The sequence below is a fragment of the Chryseobacterium sp. CBo1 genome, assembly GCF_001693475.1.
In the GTDB taxonomy this organism is placed as follows: domain Bacteria; phylum Bacteroidota; class Bacteroidia; order Flavobacteriales; family Weeksellaceae; genus Chryseobacterium; species Chryseobacterium formosense.
Map to the genome: position 1 here is coordinate 384,852 of NZ_MAUH01000001.1, position 23,147 is coordinate 407,998.

Genomic DNA, 23,147 nt, shown 5'->3' on the forward strand with positions numbered 1-23,147 from the left:
AAAATTAAATATTAAATGAAGTTTAAATTTTCTGATTTTTAATAAATGTATTCTATAATTTCATATATTTAATTCATAAATTTTTGATAATCAAAAGTTTTGGGCTAACCGTGAAAACCATGTGTTGTTATTAATTTTAAAAAAGACCACATGAAAAAGGCGTTTTCGGATGAAGATTTAATTAAAAATCTCAGCTTATATTATCTCAACCGGCATTTGAAAAAAAAGCCGATGGAAAAATATCATCGTAAAATTGATGAATCTAAACTTCACGACAGAGAAAAATACAAGAAAAAAGCAGAGATTTTATTGCTCAATTCTTTTATGCATCATTTTCCCGATGTAACTTTTGAAAATTTCACCTGTGAAAGCCCTGATTTTATTGCAAAATTTAATGATAAAAAAATAGGAATCGAGCTAACGGAAGTGATCAATCATCTTGAAATGAAAAAGGTTGAAAGCTGCTTAAACAAGATTTTCCGTCAGGCTGAAATATTATTGGAACAAGAAGACACTACGAAATATCGTGGTGTTTATTTTTTAGAATTTCACACAAACATTAAGTTTGATTCTCTCGAATATCAGCAGGAAATCATTCTGAATATTTATAAAAGCATTAAAAAAGGAAAACCTTTTGGCTGCGTAAAATCTATAAGGAAATCTCTCCATCGAAGAAATGTTTTTATAACTCATGAATACAGCATGAATCTTTTTGATGAATTGTGTTCAGAGAAAATTTTAGAATTAATAGAAAAGAAGAACGAGAAATTTCCTTACTACGATACGTCTGTAGATGAATGTTGGCTCGTTATTGTTTCGGATATGAATTCTATTGCTTCCCGATATACTTTCATTCAGGATAAGGAACATCTAAACGAAGTTAAAAGCCCGTTTCATAAGATTTTCCACCTTGAAAACCTTTGTGGGAATATTACGAGTATCAAGTGATTTCTGTGATTTAGTGCATAAAATTCAATCGATTAATATTTTTTTTATTAAATATTTTGTTTTTGTCAATATTTGGTGATTTTAATTAAATTTTATTATATTTGATTCACTTTTAACCTTATAACCAAATTAGACATGAAAAAAACTCTACTTTTTATTCTATTTTGTATTTCTCAGACTTTTTATTCGCAGGCAGATTGCTCTACCGCTTTAGCAGTGTGTGGGAACTCGAATATTACATACAGCCCTACAGGAATCGGCTTGGTCAATGAGACTTTAGGCGATTGTCTCAGTACCGGAGAACATAATTCTATTTGGTATAAACTTACCATTGCAACCAGCGGAACTCTTACATTCAATTTGGTGCCAAATGATCCAGATGCAGATTATGACTGGGCGGTTTACGGACCGAATGTTACGTGTGGCGCTCTAGGTTTTCCGATCCGATGTAATGCGGCAACGGTTTTATTCGGAGCTGGTGCATCAACAGGATTAAACATGACAAGTACTATTACAAGTGCGGCAGGAGGATCTCTTACTCCATATTGTAAATATTTGGATGTTGTGGCCGGACAGACTTATTATCTGTATATAGATAATTGGGTTGGTGCAGGAAGCTCAACAACGGCTCCTTTTTCCTTAACCTGGGGCGGAACCGCAACCTTGGCTTCTCCGTTCACAGATCCTGCGCTACAGCCGAATCCGTTTGTTCCACCGGGAGTTGCGGGAGCTAATCCTAGCGACCCTCGTGAAATCCTTATTTGTTCGAGCCCGGCGTTGTTTGATTTTACTTCGCTTTCTGCAGGTATTCTAAACAGTAATCCGAATTTTACGATTTCGTACCACACTTCACAAAATGATGCGCTTTCAGGAGCAAGCCCGATTACAACGCCTATCATTGTAAATACGACAACTACTTACTATTACAGTATTCATTATAACGATCCTACAAACCCGAACAGTGCGCTCAATTCTTGCAGACAGATTGGTGCATTTAAGTTTAAATTAGGAAATATTACCGCAAATGATACTACAATTTATGCGTGTAATAATAATAAAAGCGGTCAGGCTACATTTAATTTAACCCTTGCCAATGTTTTCAGCGGACCAAATGTGACTATAACGTATTATCCTACATTGGCTGCATTAAATGCAGGAACCGGACAAATTTCTAATCCAATCATCCATTTGTCGGCGGAAGGAACGGTGTATGCTGATGTGAAAACAAACGATGGATGTTCTGATTATGCTGTTATAACACTGAAGTTTTATCCGGAAGTAATCGTGAATGATGCTAAAATAAGAGCCTGTACCTATGATGTTAAGCTAAAAACAGCCTCTTTTGATCTTAATATAGCTTCTGTGACAGGTCAGTCTGGTGTTACCAAGAAATTTTATCCTTCTCTTACAGATGCTACGAATGGTACAAACGAAATAATACCTTCCAACAATTTTATTTCCCCAAATGCCGTAGTCTATGTAAAAGTAATTGATGAAAAAGGTTGTTACGGAATTGCCAAGATTACCTTAGAAGTAATTCCTCCTGTATATTCTTCTGTGCTGAAAGACAAAACAATTTGTATGGAAGACAGAACGACGCTTGATGCAGGAGCCGGATTTGACGGCTACGAATGGAGTACAGGTGCAACAACACAAACCATTACTGATGTTGGTGTCGGAAGCTATTGGGTAGAGCTGAAAACGGGCGAATGTATTGTTCTTCAGCCTGTAAATGTATATTCTTCCGAACAGCCGGTTATTACAAGTGTTGATATTTCTAACACTACGGTTACAGTAAATGTAAATGGCGGAACAGCTCCGTATCAATATTCTATGGATAATATTGCTTGGCAGGATTCTAATGTGTTTGCGAATATTAAAAGAGGTGATCACAAAATTTATGTAAAAGACGCTTATGATTGTGAGCCTATCGAAATCGGAATTGTTGTTCCCAATCTCGTGAATGTAATCACACCAAACGGAGACGGCATAAATGACATCATCGATTATTCTGCTTTGGCAAATAAAAGAAATTTAATATTCAATGTGTTCGACCGATACGGAAATAAAATTTTCCAGGCAGATAAAATGAATAATTATAAATGGGACGGAACCACAGGAAACAAAAAAGTTCCTACCGGAAATTACTGGTATTCTGTATCCTGGAATGAAAATGATAAAAAAGGTACTCCAATTAAATATACCGGTTGGGTATTAGTGAAAAATAGAGAATAATTAACGATTATTTATAAAAACAAAATCCATCTCCCAAAAGATGGATTTTGTTATTTAAAAACTTTTGTATCTTTAAAGTAATCAGAGAGATAAACTATTTTTCCGCATTCCGAAAACTGTACGACGGTGCAGATTTCGTTCTTATACATTCCCTTTCCTGTCATATTTCCAATGGATGATGTCTGGTAAAAATATTTGTTGTTTCCCAAATGAAAAATCTCGGCAACATTCCATTGTATTTTTTCATAGCGTCTGAAAATTGCTCGAAATAATGCCAAGATTCTGCTTTTTCCGGAAATTTCTTTTGCAGGCGGGATCCATATCACAGTTTCATCTGTAAACCATTTTTCAAGCTTCTCGATATTTAAGGAATTTAAATCCTGCATAAAATGGCTGATCTTACAATTCATAGGCTGTAATTTACTTTTATATACGCGAAAAAAGCTAACTTGGTTTTAAAATTATTATATGACTGAATTATTCATAAAACGTTTTGAGTATTACAAAATGCTTGGTGACAAATCATTTGGGCAGCTTTCGGATGAGCAGATTTTCTGGCAGTTTAATGAAGAAAGCAATTCGATTGCAATTATTGTAAAACATATTGCAGGAAATATGCTGTCGAGATGGACGAACTTTCTGACTGAAGACGGAGAAAAATCTTGGCGAAACCGGGATGAAGAATTTATCAATACTTTTAAAACAAAAGATGAGGTTTTAGCCTATTGGGAAAAAGGCTGGAAATGCCTTTTTGATGCTTTAAAGCAAATTACTAATGAAAATTTACACTCAACCATTTATATCAGAAACGAGCCGCATTCGGTAATTGATGCGGTTTTCCGTCAGTTGGCGCATTATCCTTATCATATCGGGCAGATTGTTTTTATTGCTAAAATGCTTAGAAATGAAGACTGGAAAACACTTTCCATAGCAAGAAATAAGTCAGATGAATTTAATTCAGATATGAAAACTCAATTTTCTGAGAATAATTCGGGTTTGAATTCTTCTCCGGTTTGCTATCAAAACAGCCCGGAAATTCGTGATGAATACAAACAATAGATTCAATCGATTTAGAATTCATATTAAATTGATTATCTTTGCACCCACAAAATTCAGTATCAATAAATGTCTCAATTTCACAGAACTGCCGCATTTCATACCCTTGGCTGCAAATTAAATTTTGCGGAAACATCTACCATTGCCCGTCAATTAACAGATGCTGGTTATGATAAAGTAAGTTTTGATGAAAAGGCTAATGTGTATGTTATCAATACCTGTTCGGTGACAGAAAATGCAGACCGTGAATGTAAACTTCACGTAAAGCGTGCAATGAAAGCCAATCCGGAAGGCTTGGTAGTGATTGTTGGATGTTATGCACAGTTGAAGCCTGAAGAAATTTCACAAATTGAAGGAGTAGATTTGGTTCTTGGAGCTAAAGAAAAATTCAATATTCTGAGTTATCTTGATGATCTGGAGAAATCTGAAAGTGAAGGTATTGTTCATTCGTGTGAGATTGAGGAAACCGATTTCTTTATAGGAAGTTATTCCATCGGAGACAGGACGAGAGCTTTTCTAAAAGTTCAGGACGGTTGCGATTATAAATGTACCTATTGTACAATTCCTTTGGCAAGAGGAATTTCACGTTCGGATACCATCGAGAATGTATTGAATAATGCTAAAGAAATCGCTGCAAAAGACATCAAAGAAATTGTTCTGACGGGTGTAAATATCGGTGATTACGGAAAAGGTGAATTTGGAAACAAAAGACACGAGCATACTTTTCTGGATTTGATTTCTGAACTGGATCAGGTTGAAGGCATTGAAAGAATCCGTATTTCTTCTATTGAACCCAATCTTTTGAAAGATGAAAGTATTGAGCTGGTTTCTAAAAGCAAAAGCTTTGTGCCACATTTTCACATTCCTTTGCAATCGGGAAGTGATGATTTGCTGAAAAAAATGAAACGCCGCTATTTAACGAAATTGTACAACGACAGAGTTAATAAAATTCGTGAAGTAATGCCTCATGCTGCAATCGGTGTGGATGTTATTGTGGGTTTTCCGGGTGAAACTGAAGAAAGATTTATGGAAACATATAATTTTCTGAACGAACTTCCGATTAACTATCTTCACGTTTTCACCTATTCTGAAAGAGAAAACACCGAAGCTGTCGGAATGGAGGGAGTTGTGCCAATTCCTGAAAGAAAAAAGCGTAATAAAATGCTTAGAATATTATCCGAAAAGAAAAAGATGGCATTTTATCAAACCCAGCTTGGAAAGACTCTTCCTGTACTTTGGGAACACGAAAATAAAGATGGTAAAATGTTCGGTTTCACAGAAAATTATGTGAGAGTTCAGAAAGATTTTGATCTGGCCTCCGTTAACCAAATAGAATTTCTGAATTTAGAAAAAATCCTGTCAGATGGCACGGTTTCTGTGCAATCGTCTTACGAAAGTTTTTTAGCAAAAGTTTAGTCTGTTTGCTTTATTTCTATTAAATTTATTCTTTAACATTTTTAAATCTACATTCTTATGAGAGATAAGTTTTTATCTTGGGGAATTGTATTGGTAATTGCTACATGGGTGATAGCATTGCTGATCAGAGCACATTATTGGATTCCAACTTTTTTGACAGCGGTTTATATTTTAGGTGTTTATAATACATATCAAACCAAGCACGCTATTTTAAGAAACTTCCCTGTATTAGGATACTTCAGGTATTTTTTCGAAAGTATTTCGCCCGAAATGCAGCAATATTTTATCGAACGAGAAACAGACGGAAAACCTTTTCCGAGAAATCAGCGTTCTGCTGTGTACAGACGTTCAAAAAACCTTAGCGATACCGTTCCTTTCGGAACTCAATTAGAGGTGAATCACAGAAAATATGAAGGAATAAAACATTCTATTTATGCAAAGTCTCCCAAAGAAGAACTTCCTCGGGTTTGGGTGGGTGGAGAGCAGTGTTCTCAGCCTTATCATGCTTCATTATTTAATATTTCGGCAATGAGTTTCGGGGCATTAAGTGATAGAGCACAGATTTCGTTAAACAGAGGGGCAAAAAAAGGAAACTTTTATCATAACACAGGAGAAGGAGGGATTTCTCCACATCATCTGGAAGGAGGAGATCTCTGTTGGCAAATCGGGACGGGATATTTTGGCTGTAGAGATGATGAAGGTAAATTTAATCCTGAATTGTTTACAAAATATTCTACACTTCCGAATGTGAAAATGGTTGAAATTAAATTATCTCAAGGCGCAAAACCAGGTCATGGCGGAGTTTTACCCGGAGTAAAAAATACGCCTGAGATTGCAAAAATTCGTCACGTCACACCGGGAATGACGATCATATCACCACCTTCCCATTCATCTTTTTCTAATGCAGCAGGATTATTAAATTTTGTAAAACAGCTGAGAGAGCTTTCCGGTGGAAAACCTATTGGATTTAAATTGTGTATTGGTGATACTAAAGAATTTGAAGACATTTGCGTTCAGATGAATGTTTTAAAAATCTATCCTGATTTTATTACGATTGATGGGGCAGAAGGTGGAACAGGAGCTGCCCCACCCGAATTTTCAGACGGAGTAGGAATGCCTTTGGAACCGGCTTTGATTTTCGTAAACAGAACACTGAAAAATTATAATTTAAGAGATAAACTAAGAGTGATTGCAAGCGGAAAAGTTCTCACCAGTTTAGATATTCTGAGAGCTGTTGCGATGGGAGCGGATATGTGTAACAATGCAAGAGGATTTATGTTTTCTCTGGGATGCATTCAGGCTTTGAGGTGCAATAATAATAACTGTCCCACCGGTGTGGCAACTCAGGATAAAATGTTGATCAAAGGACTTGATGTAACCGACAAAGCAGAAAGAGTATATCATTTCCATAAAAATACGCTTCATACTTGTAATGAACTGATTGCCGCGGCAGGAAGAAGCTCTTACGAAGAAGTTGATGCCTCAATGTTTATGCGAGGTGATGAATTTGAACATCTTTCAGATAAATATTTCCCTGATATTTTAGGAAATGTAAGATAGAACCAAACAAAAAACGCTTCAGATGTCTGAAGTGTTTTTTATAAGTTTTAGTTTTATTGCTGATCTGCAGGTCTTGTCTGTGCATTATAAATTTGGAAATTGAAAACAAAAGTAATGTTTTTAAGACCGTAATAATTGTCGTTTCTTGCGAAAGCCGCTTTTGACGGAACAATAATCACACCTTGCAGGTTGGGAAGTTCACTATTAGGAAGATTGTTATATCCTTGAAAGTATTTTAAGCCCTCTTTAAACCCTGGAATTTCATAATAACTACGAGGTTTCGTATCTGATAGAAGACTTTTCTTAGCATAATAAAATGTAGGATCTGTATAAGGCGAACCGCTTCCGTCCAAAGTATTCAGTAAGCTTCCGTAATACGTTAGTGCTACATTTCCGTCTGCATCTGTTGCAAGATAATAGTTGGCTCTCATCATTGTTTTAATAAGAGTTGCATCGGTAGATGATGAATCGGTATTCAAAGTCACTCCCGGGTTGGGCTGAGCCCCGTCTCTTTTAATATAGATAACTCCGGAAGGAAGCGTTTGTGGGCTTAATTGAGAAAGCTTTTTCTCATTATCATCAGATGCGTCTGTGCTGCTGAAAGCTTTTATATTTCCCTGAGAATCCAGATAGTTGTTATCCATGAATTTCTGTATAGCCTGCTCATCGTATGAGTTTCTTACATTAATGTCTTCGGGTTCTACAAAAGTTTCCACTTCATCATCCTTTTTACAAGCCGCGAAACACAATGATCCTGCAAGGATATACAAAAATATTTTTTTCATTTCAAAAAACTTTAATTACTTTACAAATAATATAACGACAAAAGTATAAAAAAATATGAGAATAGATAAATTTTTATGGAGTATTCGATTTTATAAGACCAGAACCATCTCTACCGACGAAATAAAGAAGAACAGGGTTTCTATAGGTGAGTCTGTGGTGAAGTCTTCGAAGGAGGTGAAAGAAGGCGATGTGATTAAGATCCGTAAAAATCAAATCGACTATAAGATTAAAGTCATTCAGATTCCTAAAAGCAGACTTGGAGCTAAGTTGGTTCCGCTTCATATCAAAGATGTTACCGACAAAGAACAATATGAATTATTGAAAATGCGTAAAATGTCTCAGGATTATTACCGAAACAGAGGTGAAGGGCGTCCTACTAAAAAAGACAGACGTGATATGGATGATTATGTGGAAAATGATGTGGCAGCAGATTTTACAGATTGGGACGATTTCTTCGGAGAAACAGGTGATGATTCAGAATCTGAAAACGACAATTAATTATACTTAAAAAGAAAAAGCTCTAGAGATAGAGCTTTTCTGTTATTTCTTTTACAATGTCTTCGGGAGTTTTGTTATCTGTACTAATGCTAAACTGAGCTTTACTGTAAAAAATATTTCTTTCAAACAAATGCTTTGCAATAAACTCGGGAAGATCTTCATCCGTTATTTTGGCAATCAAAGGTCTTTTCTCCTTCTGTTTCGAAAGTCTTTCAACCAGTGTAGAGATAGAAGCTCTCAGAAAAATGCTTTTAGAATTATGGTTGATAATTTCCATGTTATTATAATAAGCCGGAGTTCCTCCTCCAAGACTCAAAACAATGTTTTCCTGGGTTGCCAGAATTTCTTCCAGCGTCTCTCTTTCCAGCTTTCTAAAGTAGATCTCGCCCTTTTTCTCGAAAATTTCAGGGATGGTTAATTTATTTCGCCAGGAAATTTCTTTATCGAGGTCAATTAGTTTAAAATTTATTTTGTCGCTTAATATTTTGGAAATGTGAGATTTGCCACTTCCCATGTATCCAATCAGTGAAATTACCATGAATTTATTTTAAACAAATTTGCGAAAAAGTTTTGAGATAATGAAAAAAGTCCTATCTTTGCACCACTAAAAACAAGGGACATTACTTAACAATGAAACTTGATAATAAAGTGGCCGACTCGGTAGCTCAGCTGGTAGAGCAATACACTTTTAATGTATGGGTCCTGGGTTCGAATCCCAGCCGGGTCACTAGCAAAAAATATTACAAATCAAGTAATTTTTTTGCCTGCGTGGTGAAATTGGTAGACACGCCATCTTGAGGGGGTGGTTTCCTAAGGATGTGCTGGTTCGAGTCCAGTCGCAGGCACTGCAGAAAAAAATATTTAATTAATAATTGATATTATGTAAAATAAATTTTTATATTTGTCAACGTTAATTTTATGTGACCGACTCGGTAGCTCAGCTGGTAGAGCAATACACTTTTAATGTATGGGTCCTGGGTTCGAATCCCAGCCGGGTCACAAGTTTACTGAAAAGTAAATTTTTTTCATATTAATATTTTGTGATTTGGTGTTCAAAGGCTTCCGTCAGGAAGCCTTTGATTTTTGTATTAACCTACATGCATATTGTCGATTAGGCGTACTCCGTCTACATTCACTACTATAAATGCTCTGTACGATTTTGAATCTTCAACAGTTTCGGTTTCTTTTAAAGTATTCTCATCTGCAATCATAAAATATTCCAATTCCATTCCGGATTGCGTGCTGAGAATTTCTTTCACTTTTTCTTTGATTTCTGCGATTGATTTTAACTTGAACCAACGGTTCACACTAACCAGAATTTCATAGATGATTTTTGAGTCTTCTCTTCTCTCTTCACTGAGGCGTTGGTTTCTAGAGCTTAATGCCAAACCGCTTTCTGCTCTGTAAATTGAAACTCCTGTTATTTTTACAGGGAGCTGTTTTTTCTCAACCATTTTTCGGATGATGGCCAATTGCTGAAAATCTTTCTCGCCAAAATAAGCATTGTCTGGCTTTACCTGTCTGAAAAGTTCTTCGACTACGGTTCCTACACCGTCAAAATGTCCCGGTCTTGATTTTCCTTCCATCTCATTTTCCAGTCCGTCGTAATCATAATGCTGGCTTTCTGTTTTTTCAGGATAAATGTCTTCAACCTGCGGGATGTAAACAGCATCTACTAATTCTGAATTTTCAAGAATTAATATATCACGTTCCACATCTCTCGGATATTTTTCCAGATCTTCAGCATTGTTAAACTGTGTTGGATTAACAAAAATTGAAGAAATTACAAGATCGTTTTCTTTTCTTGCAGCCTCGTACAGCGAAAGATGGCCTTTGTGTAAAGCACCCATTGTCGGAGCAAAACCAATTCTTTTACCCATTTCTTTCTGTCTTTCAACGAAATCCTGAAGCGTTTTTCTGTTTTTTAGAATTTCCATAGTTTATTTTAATAACAATTCAAAAATACTAAATATTGAGGGATTCAATTTTAGTTTTAATACAATAATACCTACAACTATCGTAAAAAAATGTTAATTACAATAATGTTGAATGTTTTTTCGTAATTTTGCACATTAAAGCATTATTCAAAATTAGATAAAATTATATGCCCAATCAGAAAATACTGTACATTACCACAGAGATGTACCCTTATCAGGAAGATACAAATTTAGCAGCGGTGGTAAACAAAATGGCACTTAAAATGCACCAAGAAGGCAATGATGTAAGAGTTTTTATGCCAAGATTCGGACAGATAAGTGAAAGGAAATTTCAGCTTCATGAGGTGATTCGCCTTTCGGGAATGAATATTATTATTAACGATTTAGATCAGCCTTTAATTATTAAAGTAGCTTCTTTACCGGGGGAAAGACTTCAGGTTTATTTCATCGATAACGAAGAATACTTCAAAAGAAAACAATACTATTTCGATGACGAAGGTGTAGCATTTGAGGATAACGACGAAAGAGCCATCTTCTTTGCACGCGGTGTGATTGAAACTATTAAAAAACTAAACTGGGTTCCGGATGTTATTCATCTTAACGGGTGGATGTCTTCATTCGTGCCTGTATACCTTAAAACTTACTACAAATCTGATTCTTACTTCAAAGATGCTAAAATTGTTCTTTCATTATATAATGAAAAGGATGCGCCTTTGGCTTCAAACGTAGGAGAAAAACTGAAGTTTGATAATATTTCAGATTTAAATGCGTTAAATAATCCTAGCTTTCAAAGTTTCGTGATCGAAAGTATGAACTATGTGGATGAAGTGGTAAAAGGAGATGAATTCTTAGACGGAGAACTGGACAAAGCATTCAACGAAACTTCTACATCAAAATCTGAATACCTGGATGTAGATTCTATCAGTAAATTATATTAATATACATTTTGATGATTTATAATATTAGAAAAATTTTCACCATCCTTTCTTTAATGATTTTAGGTGGTGTATTGGTTTATAATTGTGAGCCGGAACCGGATTCTCTTGGTGAGCAGCTGTTTTTGGATGGTGCGGCAAACGGAAAAGAAGTTCCTTATGATATTACTGCTTATAATATAAGTAATAATGATACCATCAGAGCAGATGCAAATACACTGTATAATCTTTTGGGTTCTACAGCCAATACTTCTGCTACAGGTGTTTTGGGTGCTTTTAATGAAAGTCAGTTTGGGATGCAGAAAGCGACCTACTTTACCCAGTTGAGATTACCTGCAAATGATCCCGACTTCGGAACAAATGCGGTGGTGGATTCTGTAGTTTTGGTTCTTAAGCCTATTTATCGTTCAGATTCAATTACTACAACCACGGATGAAAATTATGTCTATTCGGATGGTAATGTCGATGCTAAAAAAGTTGTCAATACTTATCCAGCTGTAAAATACGGTAAGGCTAAGAAAAAAATGAACATTCAAGTACAGGAAGTTATTGATTTCATGAACGGATATAATGACCCTGTCTATTCTAATACAAATTTCGCTGTAAACTCAACGGTTTTAGGTTCAAAAGAATTTTCGGGTAACGTAAATGCGATTACGATTACTAAAGATTCTGATGGTTCTTCACTATTTTCCTCTGCAGCTGGTTTCAGAATTCCTTTATCTCCTACTTTTTTCCAGTCTAAAATTATCGCTAAAAAAGGTCAGCCGGAATTGAAAGATGTTTCCAACTTCATCAGATATTTCAGAGGATTGAAAATTTCTGTAGAGGAAAGTGATGGTTACCTTTTCCAGTTCTATCCAAACGATATGGAACTGATCATGTATTATAAAAATGATAAGGATGAAAATGGTACAAACACAAGGCCTCAGTTAAAATATTCATTCTCCATTGGAAGTGCAAACGCACATTCTGGATATTATCAGTATGACAGAAGCGGTGCACTACAGTATAGTTTCGGAGATCAAACTATAGGAGACAAAAAACTATACGCTCAAGGAATGGGAGGAAACTCAATAGGAGTAAAATTACCAGCACCTACCATCGATAAGCTTAAAAAAATGTATCAGGATCAAAAAGCTGCCATTATCAGTGCAAAAATCAGATTGTATATCGATGATACTGTTTGGTCGAATCCTTATGCAAAACCTTCTGCCTTTACAATCCTTCAGGGAGATAAAGACACAAATGGAAAAACAGTTTTTGATTATACAACAGATTACAGTGTTTTGGGAAGTGCATCTACATTTGTTCCTTTTAGAACTTATGATACAACAGAAGGATACTATTATGAATTCACTGTTACACAATCTTTAAAAGATATTGTTGAATCTGGGAAAGATTATAAAGACAAATTTTATAAAATTGATCTTGCACAGTTTATCTCTACTTCAGCGGGTAGTCTTGCAGGGTTCAAATATACATCAAGACCTTTCTCTATGGGAAGAACCGTTTTCGTAGGGACGGATCCTTCAAATGTTAAAAATGCTAAGTTAAGAGTAACTTACGGTACAAAATAATATTTAAAAAAATACACTTGATTTAATTATGTGCGGAATAGTTGGTTATACAGGTTTTCAGGATGCCTATGATATTGTTATCAATGGTCTTAGAAGATTAGAATACAGAGGCTACGACAGTGCCGGAATTGTTTTAGAAAATACAGCCAACAGCTTTAGTGTAGAAAAAACTAAAGGTAAAGTTGATGACCTTGTAAATATTTCAAATAATTTAAAAGGAACGGCGAAAATAGGAATGGGACACACGCGTTGGGCAACTCACGGAGTTCCAAGTGACAGAAATTCCCATCCTCATGTTTCTAATAACGGAAAAATTGCAATTGTTCATAATGGTATCATCGAAAACTATGATACAATTAAAACAATGCTTATTGATAAAGGATTTTCATTCAAATCTGAAACCGATACGGAAGTTTTGGTTAATTTGATCCAGTATTTTACTGATTTAAATGCTGAAACAGATTTTCCTACAGCGGTAAGATATGCGCTGAACGAAGTTTACGGAGCTTATGCAATTACAGTAATGCACGAAGATTATCCTGGACTTTTGGTGGTTGCAAGATTAGGTTCGCCTTTAGCAATCGGAATTGGCGAAAAAGAATATTTCATTGCATCAGATGCATCTCCTTTCGTTGAATTTACTAAGGAAGCTATTTATCTTGAAGAAGGTCATATGGCGACAATATCTTTAGAATCAGGTGTTGACATCAGAACAATTCAGGATAACTCTAAAATTATTCCTGAAATTCAGGAGCTTAAATTAAGTTTAGAGCAAATCGAAAAAGGAGGATTTGAGCATTTCATGCTAAAAGAAATTTTCGAACAGCCAAAATCGATCCACGATACAATGAGAGGAAGACTTATTGTAAATGAAGGAGTCATTAAAATGGCAGGAATCTGGGATCACGTTGAAAGGTTTAAAAATGCCAACAGAATTATTATTATCGCTTGCGGTACTTCTTGGCATGCTGGTCTCATCGGTGAATATCTAATTGAGGAATTTGCCAGAATTCCTGTTGAAGTAGAGTATGCTTCAGAATTCAGATACAGAAATCCTATTATTACCGATAAAGATGTTGTTATCGCAATTTCTCAGTCAGGAGAAACGGCAGATACAATGGCTGCTTTGAAATTGGCTAAAGAGAGAGGTGCATTTATATATGGTATCTGTAATGTTGTAGATTCTTCGATTGCAAGAATTACAGATGCGGGATCTTATACGCACGCAGGACCGGAAATTGGTGTGGCTTCTACAAAAGCATTTACGGCTCAATTGACTATTCTTTCTTTAATTGCATTAAAATTAGGAAAACATAATGGAAACTTAGGAAATGCAGAATTCATGAGTCTTATCTCTGAATTGGATGCAATACCTAAAAAAATTGAAGAGGTATTAGAAGGAACTCACGAGCTTAGTCAAAATATTGCTAAAGACTTTATAAACGCAACAAACTTCCTTTATTTAGGAAGAGGCTATAATTATCCTGCTGCTTTGGAAGGTGCTCTGAAATTAAAAGAAATCTCTTACATTCACGCCGAAGGATATCCTGCTGCAGAAATGAAGCACGGTCCGATTGCATTGATCGATGAAAACATGCCGATTGTTATCATTGCTCCTAAAAAAGGACATTATGATAAGATTGTGAGCAATGTACAGGAAATTAAAGCAAGAAAAGGAAAAGTGATCGCTGTAGTAAACAAGGGAGATACTCAGGTAAGCGCGATGGCAGATTATGTGATCGAAATCCCTGAAACATCAGAATGTTTTTCTCCGATTGTTGCTTCAGTACCACTACAACTTCTGGCTTATTATATAGCAGTATACAGAGGAGCGAATGTCGATCAGCCAAGAAATCTTGCAAAATCGGTAACAGTAGAGTAAAATGTACTTGGAAATAAAATAAATTTAGATTTTTTTCGTTATTCCAAAAAAAATCTTAAAAGTTTCTTAAAAAAATTATATATTTACGGCTTAATTATAAAAATTAACATGAAAAGGATATTTCTTTTATTATTGTCTGCGTCGGTAGCATCGGTATCTTGTTCAGGTGGGGGAGCCTCTTCGGTAGGTAAACCGGGAACAAAAGGAGAATTGATACCAAGAGAAAAAACAAAATCATTTGTTGCAGAAAGACCTTATGGTATGGTGGCAATTCCTGGCGGTTCCTTTATTGCAGGTATGGCTGATGAATCATTTACCAATAATGGCGAAACTGCACCATTGAAAACGGTAACTGTAGCTCCTTTCTTTATGGATGAAGCTGAAACTACAAATGCAGAATACAGAGTTTTCATTAATTATGTAAGAGATTCTATCGCTAGAACAATGCTTGCTGAAGCTGCAGGTGAAGGAGGTGATGGTCGTGGTAGAGGACAAAGCATCGGAGACTATGCTTATCTTGCTAAAAAAGAAGAAAATTTAACACCATATCAGGAATATTTAGAAGGAGCAGGAGGTAGAGATGACTATGATGATACAAAGAGATTAGACTGGAAAATTCCATTGCATTGGAGCACGTCTAAATATCCGGATGTTGAATATGCTGAAGTTTTGGAGTCTATGTATTTACCGGCTTCTTCAAGAGTTGGTAGCGAAAGACTTATTGATGTAAGTAAATTAAAATACAATTACAAGTGGGGAGATATGGATGCTGCAATCGCTGATAATGAGAGAGGTGTAAACTTCCTTAGAAGCGAAAGTATTGCAATCTATCCTGATACAACAGTTTGGGTAAACGATTTCCACTTTACTTATAATGAACCGTTATTCGAGCAGTATTTCTGGCATAAAGCTTACAAAGACTACCCTGTAGTTGGTGTAACTTGGGATCAGGCAAGAGCTTACTGTAACTTCAGATCTAAATTGAAATCTGATTATAACGAAAGCTTAAAAAGAAGAAAACAAAGACCTTTAGTATTCCGTTTACCAAACGAAATGGAATGGGAATACGCAGCAAGAGGAGGTAAGCAAAATGCTACTTATCCTTGGGGTGGTCCTTATTTAATGGATGACAGAGGTTGTTATTTGGCTAACTTCAAACCAAAAAGAGGTAGCTATATGGAAGACGAGAAAAAAGGAACGTACACTTACACTGCTCCAGTGAAGAAATTCAAAAAGAATTCTTTCGGATTATTTGATATGGCAGGTAACGTTTCTGAGTGGACGATTTCAGGATATGATAATTCTTCTTACACATTCTCTTCTACTTTAAATCCTTCTACAAAATCTAAAACAGATACTAAGAAATCTGTAAGAGGAGGTTCTTGGAAAGATGTTGGTTATATGTTGATGACAGGAGCAAGAGACTGGGAATACAAAGACTCTGCGAGAAGTTATATCGGTTTCAGAACAGTACAAGATATTCCTGAAGCTGCTGTTAAAGCGAAAAGAGTTAACAGATAATTTTGCTCAAATTATTTTACTATCAATTTATTTTAAAACTTAAAAAAAACTAACTTATATGTTTAAGACTAAAGATGCTTGGATGAATTTCTTTTATTCATTCGGTGCTGCAATTGTAATTCTTGGAGCTTGGCTTAAAATTACTCACATTACTCTGGGACCAATTAATGGTAACATCGCTCTTACAGTGGGGCTTATTACTGAGGCAATTATCTTCATCATCTTTGCTTTCGACCCTCCAAAAAACGAAGAGTCTTATGCTTGGGAAAATGTTTATCCTGAATTATTAGATAAGCATGCAAACCCCAACCCTTTACATTCTAATGTGTCTTCAAAAAATGCTAATTCGCATTTGGCAGAATTAGAAAACTCTCTTTCAGGGAAGTTAGATAAAATGCTTCAGGATGCTAAACTTGATGTGCAACTTTTTGACAGATTAAGAACAGGTATCGATAAATTTTCAAGCTCTGTAGATCAGATCAACCAAACTGTGGATGTATCTGCTTCTACTCACAAATACAATGATCAATTAAACAAAGCTGCTCAACACATGGAAAGCATGAATGCTCTTTATGCTATGCAGTTGGAAAATGGTCAGAAACAATCTGATTTCGCTAAGAAATATGTTGAAGATATGCAGAAATCAGCAGAGCAATCTGAGAAGTTTAATCAAGAATTACAAGGTTTAACAACTAACTTAAACAGCTTAAACAGAGTTTACGGTGGTATGTTAACTGCTATGAAGTCATAATCCTTAACCATTAATTAAACAAAACTAAAGAAAAGAGAATGGCAAAAGGAAAACAGACTCCACGTCAGAAGATGATCAACCTTATGTATTTGGTGTTCATCGCGATGATGGCCCTAAATATTGATGTTGAAATTATCAGATCGTACTATGATTCTACAAGATCATTAAATGCAACGAGATTATTAACAGAACAGAAGAACGAAGATATTTTCGAGAAAACTCTTGAGGCGAAAGCTCAGCAAGTACCAGATACTTACGCTGAACCATGGGAACAGTATAAAACGCTTAGAGAGAAAATTAATGTCTTGGTAAAATATGCTCAGGATAGCAAAGATGCTGTTAAGAAAAATTCAGATTTCCATGATAAAGATCCGAAAACCGGAAAAGATATGGATATCAGCGAGAATTTCTCTGCTTTGAACAATAATGAAGCGACTACTGAATATTTTTTCAAAGAAGGTGATGAGAACACTCCTTCTGCGAATGCGATGGAACTGAAAAAGAAAATGGATGATGTAAAAAATTATATCAATGCTACTTTCGGAAAGAATCCTCAGTTACAAAAATTAGTTGACAGAGCAAATGCTTCTCTAAGTGCAGAATATGCAAACGGAAAATCTCCGAACGGTAAAACTTGGTTTCAGAATAAATTCTACCACCAACCACTTATCGCTGCAATTTCCAATTTAGAGATTATTCAGAATGATGCAAGAAACGTACAGTCAGATGCATTGGCGTTGATGCTTCAGGAAAAAGTTGATGCAAGTATCAAGTTTACAAGTTATGAAGCGATCGTTTCTGCGCCTACAGATGTTCAGGCTGGTAAAAAAGCCGAAGCAGTTGTAATGTTAGGTAACTATTCAAACAGTAGCAAGATCAGTATTAGCGGAGTAAGCAGACAAGAAAACGGTAAAGGTTATCTTCCTTTAAATACAGGAGGTCTTGGGGAGAAAAAGATCGGTGGTGTAATTACATTAACAGATGCTACAGGAAAAGCTCAGCAATTCCCGTTCACACATACTTATAATGTAATCGCTGGTCCTCAACAGGTAAAACTTGAGCAAGGATTATTGCTTTCTGCTGATAAGATGAATGTAATGTATAGAGGATTACAAAACCCTGTTTCAGGATCTATTCTTGGTGCAGATAATGCTCAACTATCATTAACAGCTTCTAGTGGAAATGTATCTAGTGCAGGTAAAGGCAAGTGGAATGTAAAACCAACAACCGGTAATACAATTAACTTAACTCTTTCTGGTACTGATCCTACAGGTAAGAGAGTTTCACAGGTATTTGAATACAGAATTAAAAACGTACCACCGCCACAAGGTCAGATGAGAGGACAAAATTCTCTTACTATGCCGGCAACTTCAATCAAGAATCAGACTGTACAAGCAGCTATTCCTGACTTTGATTTCCCAGTATCGTTTACTGTTACAGAATTCATGGTGAAAGTTCCTGGTAAAGCGGCAATGCTTGTTAAAGGTAATACACTTGATGCAGCTGAAGGTTTATTGAAAAATGTAAGACCAGGTGATGTTGTTTCAATTATTGAAATTAAAGCGACAGCTCAAGGATTAGAGGGTCCTATTAAAAGAATTACTCCAATCGTTATTAATGTTCCATAAGATTAAATAGAATTATTATGAAAAAATATATTAGCAGTCTTTTAGTTTTAGCTTCTGGATTTGCATTTTCTCAAAGCATTCTAAATGCTTCTTCTCCGGAAGAATTCAGACAGATGAGAGCTGAAAATATGAAGAAAGTGGGAGATACTGTTATTAGCAATAAGATTACTCCTCTAGAATATGGTTTTGTGGATGAGAAAGATGTCTTGAAAAGTATGATGGTATGGGAAGTAATTGATCTTAATGATAAGATTAATCAGCCTTTCTACTATGATAATCCGAACGGGCTTCTATCTAAAACGACAAGATCTTTATACCAGATATTATTAGATGCTGCTTTGAGTGGACAAATTGAGGAAGTTTATGATGATGAAAATTTTTCAATCAAATTAACTCCGGATGCCATTAAAGCTAGACTTGAAAAGGTTGTTTTAAACGATGCAGCTGTTGATATTATGGCTACAGGAAGACAACTTACAGAGCAGGAGAGAAAAGAATATACAGATATTTTCCAAACGACTACTGAAAAAGTAAAAGTTTTGAAAATTATGGGTATGTGGTTTATTGATAAGAGAGATGGTCAGATGAAATACAGACCTCTTGGTATTGCTGCAATGGGACCAGATCCGGCTGTTCAGGGTGTTTACGATGCAGAAGGGAAACCAATTGCAGGTAAAGACGAACTTATTGATCTGTTCTGGGTATATTATCCAAAAGCAAGAGAAATCTTAGCAAACAATTATGTATTCAACAGAGCAAATTCTTCAGCGGATTTATCTTTTGATGATATCATCAATGCAAGAAGATTCTCTTCAATCATCTACAAGTCTTCAAACGGTCTTGGTGATGGTACAATTAAGGATTATGTTCCTCAGAATGCTGAAGAGCAATTGGCTGAAAGTCAAAGAATCAAAGATCAGATTCTTCAAATGGAGAACGATATGTGGAATTACTAAATTTCACTTGATATTTATAAAAAACCTGAGTACTTTTACTCAGGTTTTTTTATTATGAAAAATGTCGATTACATTATAGTTGGTGATGGTTATGCAGCATTGTTTTTTGCACATCAGCTAATTTTAAATAACAAATCATTTGTTGTATTTTCCGAACAAAAGAAAAGTGCTTCACAAATTTCAGCGGGAATTGTCAATCCTGTTGTGCTGAAGAAATTTACCACATTCTGGAAAGCTCAGGAGCAAATTGATTTTTTGAAAAAGTCTTTAAAGGATATAGAAACTTATACAGGTGAAAATTATTTAATAGATTCACCTATTCACAGAATTTTCCATGACGAAAATGAACAGAAGCTTTGGGTGAAAAAAGCCGAAAATACTGAATTGAAAAACTTTTTAGACAAAAAATTTGATCATTTAAATGTAGTAAAAAACGACTTTCTCACAGGAAAGGTAAACCAGTCAGCTCGCCTTAATGTTAAGGGTTTTTTCAATGGAGTAATGAGTTTTTTGGAAAGCAACGGTCATTTGATCAAAGAAAAATTGAATTATTCAGAAATAAATATTTCAGATTCCATATATAAAGACTTTCATTTTAAAAAAATTCTGTTTTGTGAGGGGATGGGCGTGAAAGAAAATCCTTATTTTTCGGATATTGCGGTAATTCCTAACAAAGGACATCACATCCGTGTAAAACTTTCTGAATTACTTCCGCAGGATATTACCATTAAAAAGAAACATTTCTTGTTTCCTTTGGAAAGCGAACTTCATTTTTATGGCGGAACTTACGATCGTGAACAGTTGCATCACGATATAGACGATTCTGCAGTTGAACAGCTGCAAAGAGGTCTGTCGGAATTTTATCCTCACAATTTCGAAATTAAAGAAGTTCATTTTGGCTTCAGACCTACAGTAAAAGACAGAAGACCAATCATAGGGCATCATCCGGAATATAAAAATTTCTTTGTTTTTAACGGTTTAGGAGCAAGGGGGATTCTAAATGGTTGCTTTTTCTCAAAATCACTATTTGATTACATCGAAAACAATATTCCTTTGCCTGAAGAAATATCACTCGAAAGGTTCAATAAAAAAGACGCTGTTTAAAAGCGTCTTTATTTTTTATTGTGAAGCCAATTTTGTGGCGGCTTGATCTCTTTTCCCATGAAATAAAACCATATCTGCATCTTTTTTCAGAAAGGTGACTTCATGCTTAGTTTCAGTGTATGAATATTTGTTATCTGTAGTAGAAAAACCGGGATTTTCAAAATTTTTATGAAGCTCGTAAGATTGCCCGTTTAAACGTACAATCACACTATTTTTAGTCTTATTGGTAATAATTTCCATTTCATCACCGTGACGATCGGTAATTGTTTCCTTTACAATTTCATCATTAGTGATCGTGGAAGTTGGGGTAGCTGCTGCATTAAGATCAGGATCTTTTGCAGAATGTTTACATGCTGTTACTGATAAGGTACAAAGACCTGAAAATAAAATGACTACTACTTTTTTCATAATAATTGTTGTTTTGAAAATTCATGAAAATGGTGTTTAATATTGATTGTAAAATTACAATTTTTTTTAACAATATATGTTAAATTTTGATAAAATAACTGAATTAATTTATTTTCCACCCAATTTATTTGTAGTTTGTCTATTGCAAGCAAATTTTATACCGAGTATATAGATTTTTGCTTAATTTTTTTTTAATATAAATGCATTTAATCGCTTTTAGCTAATTTAAATTACAGTTAAATTTTGTTAATTGATTTTAAGTTTAATAAAACTCGGCTTACATTTGTGGCTTCAAATGAAAAACGCAATAATTTATTTTCTTACCGCTTTATTTCTGCTATTCGTAGTAGAAAGCAGGCTTAATACAAATACATTGCGTAATGACTATGTAGGTCATACTTCTCAAAATCTTCCGAAAAGAATAAATCGTCTCAATCAGACCTTAGAAAAAATTTCTGTGCAGCAGCAGATCGATAATGTAGATGCTGCTTCATTGGAGTTGGATGAAGCTAGTTTTCAGATTTCAGACGTTGCAAAAACAATTATTGTATTTGCCAGTGTTTTCGGGCTGATTTATTTGTTTGGTTTAAAATATCAGAAAAGATTTAAACCAAATATCCATCACTTTATTACAGATATTCTTTCTGTAAAAAGATTCATTTTTATTCGGTCAATCAGAATATAAAATTTTCTGACTCAAATAATATTTTGTCTTACCTAAAGACAGAATAATTCTGTGTGTCTAAAACACATCTACCATTCAAATTTTATTATCCCTCACTAATATGAGATCACGATCCTTGGTATCTGCCAATATATGGTGATTTCGTAGGTCAATTTTAATTCAAACAAATATACTTATGAAAAGAGTAGCATCTTTGGTCGCTCTCGGCACATTACTGTTGTTATCAAGCTGTAACAACAAACACGAAGAAAAGCAGGAAGATTCTGTGTATCCGGTAACAACGCCCGTAAAAATGGATACGATTATTAATAAAGATTTCGTCGCCCAGATTCAATCCGTTAAAAATATTGAAGTCCGTGCTCAGGAAAAAGGCTTTCTTGAAAAAATATATGTAGACGAAGGTCAGTATGTGAAAAAGGGGCAAACTTTGTTCAGAATAATGCCTCAGTTGTATCAGGCTGAATTGTTAAAAGCCAAAGCTGAAGTAGAGCAGGCTTCCATCGAACTGAGAAATGCAAGTACATTATCCGACAATAATATTGTTTCTAAAAATGAAAGATTAATGGCTAAAGCTAAATTGGATGCCGCAAATGCAGAAATGAAATTGGCACAAATTCACCTATCATTTACAGATATAAAAGCTCCATTTTCAGGAGTTATCGACAGAATTCCTTTGAAATTGGGAAGTCTGGTAGATGAAGGAGAGCTTTTAACAACTCTTTCAGACAATACAAACATTTATACATATTTCAATGTTTCGGAACCTGAATATTTAAATTATCAGACTCACATTGCAGATCGCGGAAACCAAAATGTCAATTTAATGATGGCGAATGGTGAAATGTTTAATCAAACCGGAGAAATTCAAACCATTGAAGGTCAGTTTGATAACGAAACCGGAAATATCGCTTTCAGAGCTAAGTTTCCAAATCCTCAAAAACTATTGAGAAACGGAGAAACAGGGAAGATCAGAATGACAATGCCATTGAAAAACGCTTTGATTATTCCACAAAAAGCAACCTACGAAATTCAGGATCAGAAATATGTTTTTGTGATTGATAAAAACGGTGTTGCCAAATCTAAGAATATCAAAGTTGCGTATGAGCTTCCTGATTTGTACGTAGTCGCTTCAGGATTATCAGAAACCGATAAAATCTTGTTGGATGGTGTTCAGAAAGTAAAAGATGACCAAAAAGTAAAAGTGAAATTACAAGATCCGAAGAAAGTCCTTCAGTCTTTAAAATTAAAAGCAGAGTAAATA

At 35.1% G+C, this 23,147-nt stretch carries 21 protein-coding genes and 3 tRNA genes; 19 read left to right on the forward strand and 5 right to left on the reverse strand.

Annotated elements, in window-relative coordinates:
* The first annotated feature begins 150 nt into the window (after positions 1 to 150).
* Complete coding sequence (locus tag BA768_RS01945) at positions 151 to 948, forward strand: hypothetical protein (RefSeq protein ID WP_065719491.1); 798 nt, start codon at positions 151 to 153, stop codon at positions 946 to 948.
* Positions 949 to 1,083: 135 nt separating this feature from the next.
* On the forward strand, positions 1,084 to 3,183 hold the full coding sequence (locus tag BA768_RS01950) for a T9SS type B sorting domain-containing protein (protein WP_065719492.1): 2,100 nt from the start codon (positions 1,084 to 1,086) through the stop codon (positions 3,181 to 3,183).
* 50 nt (positions 3,184 to 3,233) lie between these two features.
* Here BA768_RS01950 and BA768_RS01955 read toward each other — a convergent pair whose 3' ends face one another.
* On the reverse strand, positions 3,234 to 3,593 hold the full coding sequence (locus tag BA768_RS01955) for a nuclear transport factor 2 family protein (protein WP_034674024.1): 360 nt from the start codon (positions 3,591 to 3,593) through the stop codon (positions 3,234 to 3,236).
* Positions 3,594 to 3,651: 58 nt separating this feature from the next.
* On the opposite strand from BA768_RS01955, the gene BA768_RS01960 reads away from it, so the two are divergent.
* The 3 genes from BA768_RS01960 (at position 3,652) to BA768_RS01970 (ending at position 7,215) form a co-directional block, all read left to right on the forward strand.
* Positions 3,652 to 4,242 (forward strand): DUF1572 domain-containing protein, encoded by a 591-nt coding sequence (locus tag BA768_RS01960; RefSeq protein WP_065719493.1) that lies wholly within the window; start codon positions 3,652 to 3,654, stop codon positions 4,240 to 4,242.
* Between the two features lie 66 nt (positions 4,243 to 4,308).
* Entirely contained in the window at positions 4,309 to 5,655 is a 1,347-nt protein-coding gene (gene mtaB, locus BA768_RS01965; protein ID WP_065719494.1) for a tRNA (N(6)-L-threonylcarbamoyladenosine(37)-C(2))-methylthiotransferase MtaB, read from the forward strand.
* Between the two features lie 57 nt (positions 5,656 to 5,712).
* Entirely contained in the window at positions 5,713 to 7,215 is a 1,503-nt protein-coding gene (locus BA768_RS01970; protein ID WP_034674030.1) for an FMN-binding glutamate synthase family protein, read from the forward strand.
* Between the two features lie 53 nt (positions 7,216 to 7,268).
* Here BA768_RS01970 and BA768_RS01975 read toward each other — a convergent pair whose 3' ends face one another.
* Positions 7,269 to 8,000 carry a hypothetical protein gene (locus tag BA768_RS01975; protein ID WP_034674032.1) on the reverse strand — a complete coding sequence of 244 codons (732 nt, stop codon included), beginning with the start codon at positions 7,998 to 8,000 and terminating at the stop codon, positions 7,269 to 7,271.
* A 55-nt stretch (positions 8,001 to 8,055) separates the two neighbouring features.
* On the opposite strand from BA768_RS01975, the gene BA768_RS01980 reads away from it, so the two are divergent.
* Entirely contained in the window at positions 8,056 to 8,499 is a 444-nt protein-coding gene (locus BA768_RS01980; RefSeq protein ID WP_034674035.1) for an RNA-binding S4 domain-containing protein, read from the forward strand.
* Positions 8,500 to 8,521: 22 nt separating this feature from the next.
* On the opposite strand, the gene BA768_RS01985 is transcribed toward BA768_RS01980, so the two are convergent.
* Positions 8,522 to 9,037, reverse strand: coding sequence for a shikimate kinase (locus tag BA768_RS01985; protein ID WP_034674037.1), 516 nt, complete (start codon positions 9,035 to 9,037; stop codon positions 8,522 to 8,524).
* 116 nt (positions 9,038 to 9,153) lie between these two features.
* On the opposite strand from BA768_RS01985, the gene BA768_RS01990 reads away from it, so the two are divergent.
* The 3 genes from BA768_RS01990 (at position 9,154) to BA768_RS02000 (ending at position 9,498) form a co-directional block, all read left to right on the forward strand.
* Positions 9,154 to 9,226 (forward strand) — tRNA-Lys (locus tag BA768_RS01990).
* 35 nt (positions 9,227 to 9,261) lie between these two features.
* A tRNA-Leu gene (locus BA768_RS01995) sits at positions 9,262 to 9,344 on the forward strand.
* Between the two features lie 81 nt (positions 9,345 to 9,425).
* Positions 9,426 to 9,498, forward strand: a tRNA-Lys gene (locus tag BA768_RS02000).
* Between the two features lie 89 nt (positions 9,499 to 9,587).
* Here BA768_RS02000 and panC read toward each other — a convergent pair.
* Positions 9,588 to 10,436, reverse strand: a complete 849-nt coding sequence (gene panC / locus BA768_RS02005) for a pantoate--beta-alanine ligase (RefSeq protein WP_065719495.1) — start codon at positions 10,434 to 10,436, stop codon at positions 9,588 to 9,590.
* Between the two features lie 167 nt (positions 10,437 to 10,603).
* On the opposite strand from panC, the gene BA768_RS02010 reads away from it, so the two are divergent.
* From BA768_RS02010 to BA768_RS02045, 8 genes are all read left to right on the forward strand, one after another.
* A complete protein-coding gene (locus tag BA768_RS02010; protein WP_034674040.1) occupies positions 10,604 to 11,374 on the forward strand; it encodes a glycogen/starch synthase in 771 nt (256 codons plus the stop codon).
* Positions 11,375 to 11,385: 11 nt separating this feature from the next.
* Positions 11,386 to 12,951 carry a DUF4270 family protein gene (locus BA768_RS02015; RefSeq protein ID WP_065719496.1) on the forward strand — a complete coding sequence of 522 codons (1,566 nt, stop codon included), beginning with the start codon at positions 11,386 to 11,388 and terminating at the stop codon, positions 12,949 to 12,951.
* A gap of 28 nt (positions 12,952 to 12,979) precedes the next feature.
* Positions 12,980 to 14,833, forward strand: a complete 1,854-nt coding sequence (gene glmS / locus BA768_RS02020) for a glutamine--fructose-6-phosphate transaminase (isomerizing) (RefSeq protein WP_065719497.1) — start codon at positions 12,980 to 12,982, stop codon at positions 14,831 to 14,833.
* A gap of 108 nt (positions 14,834 to 14,941) precedes the next feature.
* On the forward strand, positions 14,942 to 16,354 hold the full coding sequence (gene gldK, locus BA768_RS02025) for a gliding motility lipoprotein GldK (RefSeq protein WP_065719498.1): 1,413 nt from the start codon (positions 14,942 to 14,944) through the stop codon (positions 16,352 to 16,354).
* A gap of 58 nt (positions 16,355 to 16,412) precedes the next feature.
* Positions 16,413 to 17,105 carry a gliding motility protein GldL gene (gldL, locus tag BA768_RS02030; RefSeq protein WP_065719499.1) on the forward strand — a complete coding sequence of 231 codons (693 nt, stop codon included), beginning with the start codon at positions 16,413 to 16,415 and terminating at the stop codon, positions 17,103 to 17,105.
* A gap of 38 nt (positions 17,106 to 17,143) precedes the next feature.
* Positions 17,144 to 18,733 (forward strand): GldM family protein, encoded by a 1,590-nt coding sequence (locus tag BA768_RS02035; protein ID WP_065719500.1) that lies wholly within the window; start codon positions 17,144 to 17,146, stop codon positions 18,731 to 18,733.
* Positions 18,734 to 18,750: 17 nt separating this feature from the next.
* Positions 18,751 to 19,689 (forward strand): gliding motility protein GldN, encoded by a 939-nt coding sequence (gene gldN / locus BA768_RS02040; RefSeq protein ID WP_034674052.1) that lies wholly within the window; start codon positions 18,751 to 18,753, stop codon positions 19,687 to 19,689.
* Positions 19,690 to 19,743: 54 nt separating this feature from the next.
* Positions 19,744 to 20,793: an NAD(P)/FAD-dependent oxidoreductase gene (locus BA768_RS02045; RefSeq protein ID WP_065719501.1), complete on the forward strand. Its 1,050-nt coding sequence runs from the start codon at positions 19,744 to 19,746 to the stop codon at positions 20,791 to 20,793.
* A gap of 15 nt (positions 20,794 to 20,808) precedes the next feature.
* Here BA768_RS02045 and BA768_RS02050 read toward each other — a convergent pair whose 3' ends face one another.
* Positions 20,809 to 21,201: a hypothetical protein gene (locus tag BA768_RS02050; RefSeq protein ID WP_034674056.1), complete on the reverse strand. Its 393-nt coding sequence runs from the start codon at positions 21,199 to 21,201 to the stop codon at positions 20,809 to 20,811.
* A 295-nt stretch (positions 21,202 to 21,496) separates the two neighbouring features.
* Between BA768_RS02050 and BA768_RS02055 the strand changes: the two genes are divergently transcribed.
* A complete protein-coding gene (locus tag BA768_RS02055; protein WP_034674057.1) occupies positions 21,497 to 21,886 on the forward strand; it encodes a hypothetical protein in 390 nt (129 codons plus the stop codon).
* Between the two features lie 175 nt (positions 21,887 to 22,061).
* Positions 22,062 to 23,144: an efflux RND transporter periplasmic adaptor subunit gene (locus tag BA768_RS02060; RefSeq protein ID WP_065719502.1), complete on the forward strand. Its 1,083-nt coding sequence runs from the start codon at positions 22,062 to 22,064 to the stop codon at positions 23,142 to 23,144.
* The last annotated feature ends 3 nt before the right edge of the window (positions 23,145 to 23,147 follow it).